This window comes from Buttiauxella noackiae (assembly GCF_000737905.1).
In the GTDB taxonomy this organism is placed as follows: domain Bacteria; phylum Pseudomonadota; class Gammaproteobacteria; order Enterobacterales; family Enterobacteriaceae; genus Buttiauxella; species Buttiauxella noackiae.
In genome coordinates, this window is the sequence record NZ_JPRU01000002.1 from 788,235 (window position 1) to 802,315 (window position 14,081).

A 14,081-nucleotide genomic window follows, 5' to 3' on the forward strand; every position below is an offset into this window, starting at 1 on the left:
AGGGGAATAATTTACTCAAGCCATGCTACCGCCCCTGGCTCAATAGCTACCAGAACACTAAACACTTAATGCATAGAACAATCCCCTGAACTATGCTGGGCTCAATTTTACGAAACATTCGAATGAACAAGACCTTACTACATCAGTGGCTTCGGTGTGGCCACCCTCTTTTGTTCATTCGAATGTCTTGCCATCCCAGGCAAACACACTTTGTAACATGCTACTCAAAAAAAACGGCAATCAGTCTTGGCAAGGTTTCAAAATGTAACCTCACCGCCACTATTGACTGCCGCTCTTTGTATCAAATATGTACCATCACTTGTTATTAAATCTCTCAGCGAGCCAACAACTTGTGAATGCTGTCTCTGAACTTCTGGCCTTCTTTATGGTTACGCAGACCATATTGCACAAATGCCTGCATATAACCCATTTTCTTGCCGCAGTCGTAGCTTTCGCCAGTCATCAATGCAGCTTCTACCGCTTGCTTTTTGTTCAGTTCAGCGATGGCATCGGTTAACTGGATACGACCCCATGCACCCGGCTCGGTTTTCTCAAGTTCAGACCAGATATCTGCGGATAGAACATAACGGCCAACAGCAGCGATGTCAGAATCGAGAGTCTGCGGTTGATCCGGTTTTTCAACAAAATCAACAATACGGCCAATTTGCCCATCATTTTGCAGTGGCTCTTCGGTCGTAATCACTGAGTACTCAGATAAATCTACATTAGGCATACGTTTTGCCAAAACTTGGCTACGCCCTGTCTCTCTGAAACGCTCAACAATAGCAGCTAAATTATAGCGCAATGGGTCAGCACTGGCGCCATCGAGGATAACGTCAGGTAACACGACAACAAATGGGTTATCGCCAACAACCGGTCGGGCGCACAAAATGGAATGACCCAGACCCAGCGGTTGAGCCTGGCGAACGTTCATAATCGTCACGCCAGGAGGACAAATTGACTGAACCTCAGCAAGCAACTGACGTTTAACACGTTGTTCAAGCAGAGCTTCTAGTTCATAAGAGGTGTCGAAGTGGTTTTCAACTGCATTCTTGGAAGAATGCGTTACCAGCACGATTTCTTTGATGCCGGCAGCGACGATCTCATCGACAATATATTGAATCATCGGCTTATCGACGATCGGTAACATCTCTTTTGGGATAGCTTTTGTTGCAGGCAACATATGCATGCCCAAGCCTGCTACCGGAATAACTGCTTTCAAATTAATCATATTCAAGCCCACCTCGAAATGGTTGGGGGATTATAGTCTTTTCGTGCGTTGATGCCAGCATGAATTGATCCCCAGAATTAGTACATCATCTTAACGTTCTCAATAAAGTACGCAAAACCAAAACCTTGATTTATGCATTGCAAAAGCTCGGAAAATTCGTAATGTGGTTTGACAATCTACTTAACCGCGGCTGGCAGCACAAAATTCAACCCACTCGTGTTCACATGCCGCTGGTCAACCCGGTCGATATCCATCGAACTCTGCCCCTTCTCATTAACGGCACGCACATTCGCAAGCGACAGCAACGTATCCTCCTTAGCCATAAAGCGCCCGCGCACATCTTTGCGCAGGTCGAAGTTTAGCTTCAGCGCAGGCCCAGCATCAGAATGCTGCATGACGTCGATGTTTCGCAGAAACAAATGTTGTGGTTTGTTATGCACTTCAAGTGTTGAGCGCTTTATCGCCACATTGGTGATGGCCACGAAGGAGGTCGCGTTACCCGAAGAAATCTGTATTCCGCGGCTTTTATACTGCATATCCGTATTATCAAGCCTAATATCGTTTAATTTGAAATTTTGCGGAATAGATAAATATTTACCTTTGATCACGCCATAACCAATAAGAAATCCCGCACTCTCTTTCATATCGATATTATCAATCACGAAATTATCACAGCCATAAATTGCTATTGTAGCGTTATCAATCCCCGCTTTCTGGCTGAAAGTATGATTAATATTACGCGCCTTAATATTGCGGATAACAAAGTGTTTGCCGTTCTCGACGTGTATTAATTGCCGACAGTTACTACCGGTAATATTCGCCACGACAAAGTTCTTCACGGCCTGGTCTTCCGGGTACTCATTGTCGTAAGTACTGCCCGCAAGCCCAATCCCAATACCCCAGTTGATCTTCCCATTGGTGCAATCGATGTTTTCAATCACATGGTCAGAGATAAGCAGGTTATGGTCGTTAATCGCCACATTCCATTCGATCGCATCACCTTGCAAGCAGCTAAAATGGCCGTTAGTAATCCTCACGTTCTCCATCCGATTATGGAAACCCTGGCGCAAAATCGCATAGTTCGCATCGTGCACGGTAATCTGGTCAATCACCAGGTTACGCATGGTGCGTTTCTCTTTGCCGCCAATGTAAATCTGTGTGACAGGTACAAAACCGCTCATATCAATACCTTTGATAGTGCAGTCTGAGCCACGCACATCTAGGGTGATATTATTAAACCGCCCTCCCCTCTCCCCCAATACCTTGCAACTCTCCTGCAGTACAAAACGCCCTTTGCCATTGCCCTTTAAACCACCAGCGACATGCAACGTTTTGCCTTCAGGCATAAAAATCGCGGTATTGATGTTGTCACAAACCAAATCGGCCGGCACGAACACGGTATCAGCTGCGGAGAATGCTTGTTTGAATGCGGCAATCCAGTCACCGCTGTAGAATTTTTGCACGTTGACCTCGTTTTTAAGACCAGTGGCAAACGCACTGCGAGGTAAAATGAATGGCACCGCAGCCAGTACTGAACTGGCTTTTAGTAATATGCGGCGGGAGGGAGAAAAGGAGGTGTGGGGAGTTTTAAATGGTTTGCGCATACGTCCTCATAACATCTGTAACTGGCGGGCGAGTTGCTGGTAGATAACCTTCTGGTTGAATTCAGTTTCAACTTTTTCGCGAGCAAAGTTCAGCATAGGTTTCAGCTCATCTGCTTCGATGTTACCGAATGCCTGCAAAGTCTCCGCTAGTGCTGCCGCATCTTTCTCCGGCACCAGCCAGCCTGAACGCCCAGCATCAATCAGTTCAGGAATACCGCTATGTACGGTGGAGATAACCGGGATCCCCACAGCCATCGCCTCCATCAGTGCCACCGGAATGCCTTCCATATCGCCATCTTCCCCGGTTATCGACGGCAGTAAGAACACGTCGGCTTCATCCAGCATCGCTTTCACTTCGTGGTTAGGTTTAAACCCCGGCATAAACACCACATCATCAAGCTGATTTTGTTCGATAAGTGTACGCAGGCGCGTTTCCCACGGGCCAATACCGAGAATGTTGTAACGGAACTTCACGCCACGTTCTTTTAGCAACAGGCAGGCTTCAATTGCTACATGCAGACCTTTCTTCTCGGTCAATCGTGCTACCGAAATAATCCCCAGTGTTTTGGCCGGAGCTTTTACGCAGCGCTGCGAAAACCGCTCCATATCCACGCCCATACGCGAAACGGTAATTTTGTTGGCCGGGCAGCCCATTTTTTGCAAACGCCCCGCCCACAGATTGCTTATTGGCAGCATCAAATCGCCACGCATAAAGAGTTTTTGATACTCCGGGGCGTAGTGCGCAAGCGCCTCACGCCCTGAAATATCAATGCCATGGAAAACCGTAGCAATTTTCCCTTTAAGCAGCCCCAGTTCACGCAGCTTTGCCGCCGTCACTCCCGCAGGGCCGAAGTGGGCGATAAATACATCAGCCTGCACGGTTTGCGGGTTACGACCACAAATAGAGGAGAGAATCAGGTTGCGCGCCTCCTCGCCATAGCGCTTCGAATTTAGCGCACGCCAGGTCTGCGGGCGAAACGCGCCACGCAGAGTGTTCAAGGCTCGTGATTGCAGTTTTGCTGCCTTCCCCGAAGGTTCGTCCATCAGCCAGGTGGTTTTCGCAGCCAGGTCGTACTCTTTGAATGCCGCGTGCGTATTGGTCAAATCGCCCTTCTGGATGGCGACAATTTCCACCTCATAGCCCATATCGATAAATGCCGTTATCTGGTTGAGCACAAAAGTTTCGGATGCCACGGGGAATTTGAGCAGGAAGAAGCCAACTTTCATTTCTCCCCCTTAACACGCTTTAACACCGACTCAACCATGCGTAAACCATCTTCACGCTCTGCACGCACCGCATGAGCCAGACGCTCTTTTATTGCCGGTAATTGGCCGAGGACATCCGCTACCACACTCTGTAAAGAGCCGTTGAGTAACTGGCGAATTTCAATCGCCATCTCCGGCATACCGAGCTGCTTCATGATACCCGCGGATTTGTGTTCATAGTTAATCGCGATCGCAGGCGTGCCGAAGTTCATGGAGATGATGGCTGAATGCAGGCGTGTACCAACCGTCAGCTCGCATTCGCCGAGAATCTTGCCCATCTCAAGGTCGTTAAGTTCGTCCATCACCACATGGTATTGCTCGGGGTCGTTCACATACTGGCGTAGATTGAGTGCCACCATGCGGTCATCTTTGTTGTAGCTGTCGATACCCGTACAGGTCGACAACGCCAGCACCTGGTAACCCTGGTCAATGACACGATTCACAACAGAGGCGAACGCCTGTTCGTAGGCCTGCTGCGTGGTACCAAGGCGTTTGTCGAAAGGTGCCAGTTCACGCAGCGTAATGGCGACGGTTTTCTTGCGCTTGATCGTTTCCAGCCAATGCTGCACCGCGTAGCTCGGCACAAAGCTGTCATTGTGATGATCCACAAGCCAGGCGGTGTCAACGCCCTGCTCCACTTTGCTGCTATCAATATTGCTTTGCTTCATCAAGTCGAGGCTGACGGACTCACGCAAAATCAGCGATTCGGCATGGCCAAAAACATAGCTGGCAAGATGATTAAACTGCGGGTCCTGGAACGGCCCAACGCTATGACCAATCATGTACACCGGTTTTTTCGCCATAAAACTGCACAACGCATGCTCGAACTGAGAAACGCCGTATAAGTCGACAAAGAAAGAGCCGCCGACCTGAATAATTGCGTCATATTTTTGCAGCGACTTCACAAAATCAATAAATCCCTGTGGGATGGAGATATTGCGCAAACGCCCGTTGTCAGTGGCTTTTGCCAGCAAAACCTGGTGCTGATATTTACGGCGCAGCACTTTCTTTACCCGCCCCATCAGCCCAACGGCATTGTTGTGCTGCTTCATCTGCTTATACAGGCCGTCGCCCATCACCGGGCGGCCCAGCAACCATGCTGAACTCACCGGATAACGGCTCATCACATCAACCTGCACGGTTTCATCAATGGTGGTAATCGCATCGATCAGTCCGCGCAAAATGGCGCTGTCACCGCGGTTGCCGCAGGTGTGGTTGCCAAGAATCAATAATTTCATATAAATCAGACCTCTTATTAAGGGGTTTTAGCTTGCGCGAAGCAGTGTTTTTAAACGGTCGTTACGGCAAAACTGGCGCTTCATCTCCACCACCAGCGCATTACGTGAGAGCACCAGCATGACGATAAAGGCTAATGCGCCAGCCGCAATTTGTACGCCCACCAGTAAACCGAGCGCGAGATGGCCTTTCAGGGCAATCCCCAGCGCGCCGCTCACTACAATGGTTGGAATCGAAAGATAAAACGGTAGCCAGATGCTCTGAATGTACTGGCGGTAACTGGACCCCAGCACCGGCTTAATCATGATGAAGTAGCTCAGAACGGTGTTCACCACCTGCACGAATAAGAAGCCGAGCGTCACACCCAGTGCGCCAGCAAGATGGCCACCAACAATAATCGCCGGGATAAACAAGCAGGTTTTGAAGACATTAAATTTAAAGCTTATATCGACTCGCGCTTTAGCCATCAACAGCGACCCGATAGGGTTACCAATAGAACGCAGCAGCCCCACCACGCACAGCAGTTGCAAAATTGGGGTAATAAACTGCCACTTCTCACCAAATACCAGCGGCACAAAGTTGTTCGATATCACCAGCAGACCAAGCAGCGCGGGGAAGTTGATGATTCCGACAATCGACAGCAACTTGTAGAAATTGAGGCGTAATTTGTCGGTATCGTCCTGAATCTTGGCAAATGCCGGGAATAACACGCGGGTGATAATCGGGTTCAGCTTCATCGGTGGCACCACCGCCACGTTATAAGCAAGGTTGTAACCGCCGGCGATGCTCGCCCCCAGGATGCGCGCCAGCACCAACGTAGAGAGGTTGGTATTCACATAATTAATAATGCTATCTGCGGTCAACCACGCGCCAAATTTCAGGTTCGAGCAAACCGACTTCAGCGAAAAATGCAGACCTGGGCGATAAATCTTGCGGCCAAAGAAACCAAACAGAGAGGTACGCACCACGGTGTTCACCAGGTAACCGACGATGGCGGTCATAGCGAACGGGTAATACATCGCAGCCCCCACGGTCACGGTAAAGCCCGCCATCACTGAGACGGTTTCAATTGAGCCAATTTTTGAAAACTCGAGCTCTTTTTGCATAAGCGCGCGGAATTGCTGACCATGGGGAATGACAATAAAAGCAAATGACAGCATTTTAATCAGTGGCGCGAGCTTCGGTGCATGCAGCACCGAGGCAATCACATCGCTGAGCAAAAACACCAGCGCAAACACCACTAATCCCAGGCCAACGTTCAACCAATACAACGTGGTGAGTTCAAGGTGGCTGATTTCTTTGCGCTGGATAATCGAATTAGCAATACCAAAATCCGACAGCGTATCGGCCAGCGCGATAATTACCAGCGAGATGGTCAGCAGGCCAAATTCGTGGTTATCGACAATGCGTGCCAGCACCGTCATCTGCACCAGGCCAAGGCTAATGATTATCACCGTAGCGATGGCAGACCATTTTGCACCGCTGATGGTTTTTTCTCTCAGGCTCATTGTGTTATCCGTTAATTTGTCGGATGACGCTGCGCTTATCCGACCTACAAAAAGGTTCGTCACTTAATACGCAGCTTTGTTAACAAAGCCTTTAAAGATGGTCAGGAAGACAATTTTGATGTCAAACCAGAGGCTCCATTCACGGATGTATTCCAGGTCAAACTCAACGCGCTTTTCCATTTTCTCAAGCGTGTCGGTTTCACCGCGCCAGCCGTTGATTTGCGCCCAGCCGGTAATGCCCGGTTTCACTTTATGGCGCAGCATGTAGCCTTCAATCAGCAGACGATATTGCTCGTTATGCGCAACCGCATGCGGACGCGGGCCAACAATCGACATCTCACCCATCAGCACATTAATAAACTGCGGCAGTTCATCCAGTGAGGTGCGGCGCAGGAAATTCCCCACCGGCGTAATACGCTTGTCGCCTTTGGTGGCCTGAGTCACGACGGCATCGTTTTCCATCACTTTCATGGAGCGGAACTTCCATACTTTGATTGGCTTTCCATCCATGCCGTAACGAGTCTGACGGAAGATAACCGGGCCAGGCGAAGTCAGTTTTACCGCCGCACTGATACACAGCAGTACCGGGGAAATAAACAGCAGGATCATCGCCGACAACACGATATCTTCGAGACGCTTCAGAATCCGGTTGATACCGTTTAGTGGGGTAGCAAACAGCGGTACAACTGGCACACCGTTAACTTCTTCAGTGCGGGAGTTAAGAATATTGAAGGTGAAGACATCGGGGATTAGCATCACCGAACAGGTGGTGTCTGTGAGCTCACGCACCAGCGTTTTAATCTGTGCTTCTTCACTCATCGCCATGGCGATATAGATATTGTCGATTTGCCCCGCGCGCGCTTGTTCAACCAGGTCGGCAAAAGAGCCTGCATAATCACCGTGTGGAGATTCAGGCTGCTGATCGTCATACACCCCGGTGACATCAAAGCCTAACCACGGTTCGTTACGGAAACTTTCGGCCAGCGTGTAACCCACCGGCAGTGAACCTGCGATGGCAATACGGCGCGTGTTGTAGCCCATATTGCGCAACCAACCGGCACCGAAGCGAATAAACGAACGGCACATCACCATGCCGAAACTGGTCAGCACATACCAGGCCAGATACACCCAGAATGAGCCATCAAAGTCAGGGTTAAACGCCAGCAGGCCCGCGCTGAAAATCAGGCTTAAAGTCCAGTTTTGCAACAGCAGCATCAATTCACTGGAAATTCTCACTCCACGCCAGGAACGATAAAAATCAGTGATTCCACCAATCATCTGGAATACGACGAGTGCCAGCAACGCCATTAGCAAATGCATATACAAGAACGGTAACGCGTTGACTTTACATACCACCCATAAGCCAACAAACATAATGGTTATGTCAGAAAAACGTTGCACCATAGAGATTAACGATGCGTTAGTTTTTGGCAGCTCGCGCTTTTTTAGGTTTGTCATCGTTTTACCTTTATTAAAAGGGTGACGGATCCCCTTCTGCGCCTCTGTAGGGTGGATAAACGAAGTGCCATCCACCCTACAAATTCCAGAAGATCTCCGTCCCCACAAATCACTGATTTAACAGTTCCATAATTTCCTGTGTTCGCGCCTGCATCAGTTGTTCATTACTGCGCGATTCCACATTCAGGCGCACTACCGGTTCGGTATTTGAACTGCGCAGGTTAAAACGCCAGTCGGCAAACGCCATGCTCACGCCGTCGGTGTGGTCCACATCCGTCGCGTGCGGCGCAAAGTGCTGCTGCACACGCGCAATCGCGACTTTCGGGTCCGCCAGTTTGCTGTTGATTTCCCCACTCGCGGGCCATGCCGCCATCCGGTCGTGTACCAGTTCGCCCAGGGTTTTCCCTTTCAGGCATAACAGCTCCGTCACCAGTAGCCACGGGATCATTCCGCTGTCGCAGTAGGCAAAATCACGGAAATAGTGGTGAGCGCTCATTTCGCCGCCGTAAATCGCGTCTTCCTCTCGCATACGCTCTTTGATAAACGCATGGCCGGTTTTCGACATCACCGGTGTGCCGCCTGCCCGCTCCACGATATCTACCGTGTTCCACGACAGGCGCGGGTCATGGATAATTTTTGCGCCAGGTTGTTTTTCAAGGAACGCCGCCGCCAGCAGGCCAACGATGTAATAGCCCTCGATAAACTGACCGTGTTCGTCAAACAGGAAGCAGCGGTCGAAATCACCGTCAAAGGCGATCCCCATATCCGCGCCGTGTTCAATCACCGCATTGCGGGTATCGTCGCGGCACTCCGGCAGCAGTGGGTTCGGGATACCGTTCGGGAAATTACCGTCAGGCTGGTTGTGTACTTTGATAAACGTCAGCGGCACGTTCAGGGATTTAAAGCGGGCTTCGATGGCATCAACAATCGGGCCTGCCGCGCCGTTACCGGAGTTAATCACCAGCTTCAGCGGTTTGATGTTGGCGACGTTGATGTACGAGAACAGGTGGTCGATGTACGCCTCCACCACTGAAATCTTCTGGTAGCTGCCACGTTTCACCGCGTCCACCGGCGGGAAGTCGTTGGCTTCTGCCAGGCGCTGAACATCACGCAGACCGGTGTCGCCGCTAATCGGGCGAGCCCCTTCGCGCACCAGTTTCATGCCGTTGTAGTCCATCGGATTATGGCTGGCGGTCACTTCAATACCGCCGTCCACGTTCAGATGCCAGGTGGCAAAGTAGATCTCTTCGGTGCCGGACAGGCCGATATCCAGCACATCCACGCCTGCATCCTGCAACCCTTTCGCCAGCGCTAACTTCAATGCTTCGCTGGTCAGGCGAACATCGCCGCCCAGTACAATGGTTTTCGGTTTCAGGTACTCGCCATACGCGCGGCCAATACGTTCAGCAATCTCTTCGTTCAACTCTTCGCCCAGCTTGCCGCGAATGTCATAGGCTTTAAAACAGGTCAATTCAGTCATGTTTTACCTCTTTTCAGGCAACAGTCAGCCCTCTCCAGTACGGAGATAACTTTTTCTAAAATGTATAACCATTAGATTTCACGTTGCAGGAAGGCGGCAACTGCGTGCATCGCCGGGAGCTTAGTTAACTAAGTGACCGGTGTGCGCAAAGGAAGCCAACGCATCTGCAGCGTGAAATATGATGGTTAGATGCGTCCGTAGCGATCCTCGAAACGCACAATGTCGTCTTCTTCAAGATAAGTGCCGGAACGCACTTCAATCAGGTCGAGCGGGATCTTTCCGGGGTTTTCCAGGCAGTGGGTGACGCCCAGTGGAATGTAGATGGACTCGTTTTCGCCCAGCAGTTTCACCTCTTCACCCAGCGTCACTTTTGCGGTGCCCGCCACCACAATCCAGTGTTCGGCGCGGTGATGGTGCATCTGCAAAGACAACCCCTCGCCCGGTTTCACGGTGATACGTTTCACCTGGTAGCGTTCGCCTTCGTCGATGGAGTCGTATTTGCCCCACGGGCGGTAAACTTCGCGGTGGTTATGGTGTTCGTGGCGGCCATCGAATTTGATCTGCTCAACCACTTTCTTCACGCTTTGTACGTGGTCGCGGTCGGCAATCAGCACAGCATCTTTGGTCTGCACAACAATCAGATCTTTCACGCCAACGGTGGTAACCAGGCCGGATTCGGCATAGATGTAACTGTTTTCGGTAGAGTGGCTTATCACATCGCCGTGATGCACATTGCCCTGCTGGTTTTTGGTGCTGATTTCCCAAAGAGAAGACCATGAACCCACATCGCTCCAGCCGGCATCCATTGGCACCACCACGGCATCGGCCGTTTTTTCCATTACTGCATAGTCAATAGACTCATCCGGGCAGGCGAGGAATGCGGCTTCATCCACACGCACAAAATCGAGATCCGGATCGACGTTCGCCATCGCCTTTTCGCAGGCGCTGAGAATATCCGGGCGGAATTTTTTCAGCTCTTCGAGGTAGCGCCCGGCGCGGAACAGGAACATGCCGCTGTTCCAGTAATATTCACCGCAGGCGACGTATGCCTGCGCGGTAGCGATATCCGGTTTTTCGACAAACTGCGCCACACCAAACGCCACAGCATCCACATCTGGGGTATTCGGGTTTACCACTTCGCCACGGCGAATGTAGCCGTAGCCAGTTTCTGGCAGGTCAGGAACGATGCCAAAGGTGACCAGTTTTCCGGCTTCGGCATACGGCAGCGCATTACGCACCGCGTTTCGGAATGCCTCTTCATCCTGGATAACATGGTCGGCCGCAAGGATCAGCATCAGCGGATCGGTTTGCGGCTGGTTGCGAATTGCCGCCAGTGCCGCCAGTGCGATAGCAGGCGCCGTGTTGCGCCCGGCAGGTTCCAGCACAATATTTTCGGTGAGCTTGTTCAGCTCGCGCAGCTGTTCGGCGACGATAAAGCGGTGTTCTTCGTTACAAATCACCACCGGGCTTTCACACTCGACGCCGTTTAAACGGCTGACGGTGGTTTGCAACATTGTCAGTTCCCCTTTCAGGCACAGGAACTGTTTCGGGTAAAGCACGCGGGACAACGGCCACAAGCGGCTACCGTTTCCTCCAGCCATAATGACCGGATAGAGTCTGGAATTAGTCATAATTAACCCTGAATGTCCGCAATAAATTGATTCAGCACGCTGTTTTTCTCTAGCGTGCGCTCGGCATAGTCACATGCCACGATGTTATGTTCCGGCAGTTGCAGGCAGCGCTGGATGCCATCGGCCAGGGCATCAACCGACTCCGGCTCAACACACAGTGCAATTCCGGAATACGCCTCGCAAAGTTGGCCAAGTTCGGTGTCCGCTTCTGCGGTAATCACCGCATTGCCGCCCACCGCAAGAATGTTGGTCAGTTTTGATGGCAGAACCGCATCAGCCGCACCCCGGCGCTGAATAACCAAATGGCAATCGGCAAGCTTTAGCAACGCTGGCAGCGCGTCGTAAGGCTGCAACGGATGGAACACCACGTTGTGCAGCCCTTTATCCTGAGCCAGTTTTTGCAGGCGAGCTTTGCCGCCGCCCTGGCCGACAATCACGAATACATACGGCAGGTGGGCAAAACGTTCAGCCACTTCAATTACCGTTTCCAGGCCCTGCTTTTCGCCGATATTGCCGGAATAGAGGATGATTTTTTTATCAGCAGGCAATTGCAGGCGGTCACGAACCGCCAGAATTTCTTCACGAGAAATACCGCGAAAACGCTCTACTTCGGACCAGTTGGGGAAGAAGATCACTTTCTGCGGATCCACACCCTTTTCAGTCGCTTTGTTCATCATCGAGCGGGAAATCGTCGAAATGTTATCAACGTTGTGCAGGCCGCTTTGTTCAAAACGCTGCGCCAGACGTGCAACTTTGCCCTGCTTTTTGCCCGCCATCCCCAGGCCAAGCATGGCGTCCACTTCGTAATCCTGAATATGCAGCAGTGTGCGTGCGCCACTCAGTTTTGCGAGCAGGCGCATACCCGGTACGCAAAATAGCGTCGGCACCACGCCGATAATGCGATCCGGCTTCCAGCGGCGTTGCGCCAGCAGCGGGAATAAAGAGCTCAGCGCAAAGCTGCCCAAATGAATCAGGCGCTTTAGCGTTGAAGGCTGCTTTGGGACATACAGCGGGCAGCGCCAGACTGTGGCAGCACCCACTTCTTTCTTATACTTCCAGGCGGAATAATCGGGATGCACTTCCCAAACCGGATAGTAAGGTGGTGCGGTGATGACCCGCACCTCGTGGCCCTGGCGCGTCATCCACTCCACCATTTCGCCGGTGTATTTCCCAATACCCGTTAATTCCGGCGAATAGTTAATGCCGTAGACCAGAATTTTCATAATCCGATGACCTTTTCTTCCTTGTCGCCCAGAAAATAAGCACGGCTGTTTTCATGCACATCATCGTGAGCCAGCAATTGCTCAGGCGTTAACCATAGGTAATCGCTGTGCTGTGCTTTCGGCAATGGCAGATGTTCCGCGTCCACACGCAGACGAAATCCCAGCACGATGTAGTGCGTGGAAAAATCCGCTCCGGAGAAGTTGTCGTCATAAAAGTGCTGCCACACGCCATAGAACTCGCCGTCCTCCAACGTGAACGGCGTGCCTAATTCAGCTTCGGTTAAGCGTGCAAAAGCCCGTTCCAGCGTTTCGTCTTTCTGTACCCGGCCACCCGGCACGAACCAAAAGTTCTGCGCCGGGCGCTGAGTGCGTTGCCCCAGCAGGAACTCTCCTGCCTGATTTTCAACGATAAGATCGATTGAGATCAGTGGCGTTGCGCGGACAACGGTGGCGAAGTCTTCAGCACTCAGAAACATATTTACCCCCGGAACCGTTGCTGGTTTTCGAGGAACCACTGGTAGGTGCTGGCAAGGCCAGGCTCCAGGGTGATTTCCGGGTACCAGCCCAGACGGCGCAGGCGGGTAACGTCCAGCAGTTTGCGCGGCGTGCCATCAGGTTTGGTGGCATCAAACACCACGCGCCCACGGTAGCCCGTGACTTTGGCGATGGTTTGCGCCAGTTCGCGAATGGTACAATCCACCCCGGTGCCGACGTTAATATGCGAAAGCATCGGCTGGGTATTTTCCTGCCACACTTCACTGGCCATTTCCATAATGTGAATGCTGGCTGCCGCCATATCATCAACATGCAGGAATTCACGCATTGGCGTACCGCTGCCCCACACCACCACATCCGGCGAGTTTTGCTGCGTCGCTTCGTGGAAACGGCGCAGTAACGCCGGGATCACGTGCGAATTGCTTGGGTGGAAGTTATCGTTCGGGCCATACAGATTGGTTGGCATCACCGAACGATAATCGCGACCATACTGGCGGTTATACGACTCGCACAGTTTGATACCGGCAATTTTGGCAATCGCATACGGCTCGTTAGTCGCTTCAAGCGTGCCTTGCAGCAGCTCGCTTTCCGCCATTGGCTGGTTCGCCATTTTCGGGTAAATACACGAGGAACCGAGGAACAGCAGTTTGTTCACATTGTGCGTATGTGCGCTGTGAATAATGTTGCTCTCGATAATCAAGTTTTCGTAGATGAAATCAGCTGGGTAGGTATTGTTCGCGACAATTCCACCTACTTTCGCCGCAGCCAGGTAAACCTGGTCGATACGCTGTTCGGCAAAAAATGCATTAACCGCCGCACCATCTAACAGGTTTAGTTCGTCGCGACTACGCAGCACCAGTTCGACATCAGCACGTTGTTCAAGCTGACGGACGATGGCCGAACCGACCATCCCCCGATGGCCGGCAACAAAGATACGGTGTTTATTCAT

Annotated in this window: 11 protein-coding genes; all 11 read right to left on the minus strand. The window is 51.5% G+C overall.

Annotated features, from left to right (window positions below):
* Positions 1 to 334: 334 nt before the first annotated feature.
* The 11 genes from galF to fcl all read right to left on the minus strand — a co-directional run bounded on the left by galF (position 335) and on the right by fcl (position 14,081).
* Positions 335 to 1,231, minus strand: coding sequence for a UTP--glucose-1-phosphate uridylyltransferase GalF (galF, locus tag IX31_RS12150; RefSeq protein WP_034458453.1), 897 nt, complete (start codon positions 1,229 to 1,231; stop codon positions 335 to 337).
* A gap of 176 nt (positions 1,232 to 1,407) precedes the next feature.
* Positions 1,408 to 2,835, minus strand: a complete 1,428-nt coding sequence (wcaM, locus tag IX31_RS12155; RefSeq protein ID WP_051880702.1) for a colanic acid biosynthesis protein WcaM — start codon at positions 2,833 to 2,835, stop codon at positions 1,408 to 1,410.
* A 6-nt stretch (positions 2,836 to 2,841) separates the two neighbouring features.
* Complete coding sequence (gene wcaL, locus IX31_RS12160; protein WP_034458455.1) at positions 2,842 to 4,062, minus strand: colanic acid biosynthesis glycosyltransferase WcaL; 1,221 nt, start codon at positions 4,060 to 4,062, stop codon at positions 2,842 to 2,844.
* Complete coding sequence (gene wcaK / locus IX31_RS12165) at positions 4,059 to 5,339, minus strand: colanic acid biosynthesis pyruvyl transferase WcaK (RefSeq protein WP_034458457.1); 1,281 nt, start codon at positions 5,337 to 5,339, stop codon at positions 4,059 to 4,061. Before wcaK ends, wcaL begins: the two co-directional genes overlap by 4 nt.
* A 27-nt stretch (positions 5,340 to 5,366) precedes the next feature.
* Entirely contained in the window at positions 5,367 to 6,845 is a 1,479-nt protein-coding gene (locus IX31_RS12170; protein ID WP_034458459.1) for an MOP flippase family protein, read from the minus strand.
* A gap of 63 nt (positions 6,846 to 6,908) precedes the next feature.
* Entirely contained in the window at positions 6,909 to 8,303 is a 1,395-nt protein-coding gene (gene wcaJ / locus IX31_RS12175) for an undecaprenyl-phosphate glucose phosphotransferase (protein WP_034460047.1), read from the minus strand.
* Between the two features lie 109 nt (positions 8,304 to 8,412).
* Positions 8,413 to 9,783 carry a colanic acid biosynthesis phosphomannomutase CpsG gene (gene cpsG, locus IX31_RS12180; protein WP_034458460.1) on the minus strand — a complete coding sequence of 457 codons (1,371 nt, stop codon included), beginning with the start codon at positions 9,781 to 9,783 and terminating at the stop codon, positions 8,413 to 8,415.
* Between the two features lie 185 nt (positions 9,784 to 9,968).
* Positions 9,969 to 11,414, minus strand: coding sequence for a mannose-1-phosphate guanyltransferase (cpsB, locus tag IX31_RS12185; RefSeq protein WP_034458462.1), 1,446 nt, complete (start codon positions 11,412 to 11,414; stop codon positions 9,969 to 9,971).
* A 2-nt stretch (positions 11,415 to 11,416) separates the two neighbouring features.
* A complete protein-coding gene (gene wcaI, locus IX31_RS12190) occupies positions 11,417 to 12,637 on the minus strand; it encodes a colanic acid biosynthesis fucosyltransferase WcaI (protein WP_034458464.1) in 1,221 nt (406 codons plus the stop codon).
* Positions 12,634 to 13,113 (minus strand): GDP-mannose mannosyl hydrolase, encoded by a 480-nt coding sequence (locus IX31_RS12195; RefSeq protein ID WP_034458466.1) that lies wholly within the window; start codon positions 13,111 to 13,113, stop codon positions 12,634 to 12,636. The genes wcaI and IX31_RS12195 overlap by 4 nt, the downstream gene beginning before the upstream one ends.
* A gap of 2 nt (positions 13,114 to 13,115) precedes the next feature.
* Positions 13,116 to 14,081 (minus strand): GDP-L-fucose synthase, encoded by a 966-nt coding sequence (gene fcl, locus IX31_RS12200; RefSeq protein WP_034458468.1) that lies wholly within the window; start codon positions 14,079 to 14,081, stop codon positions 13,116 to 13,118.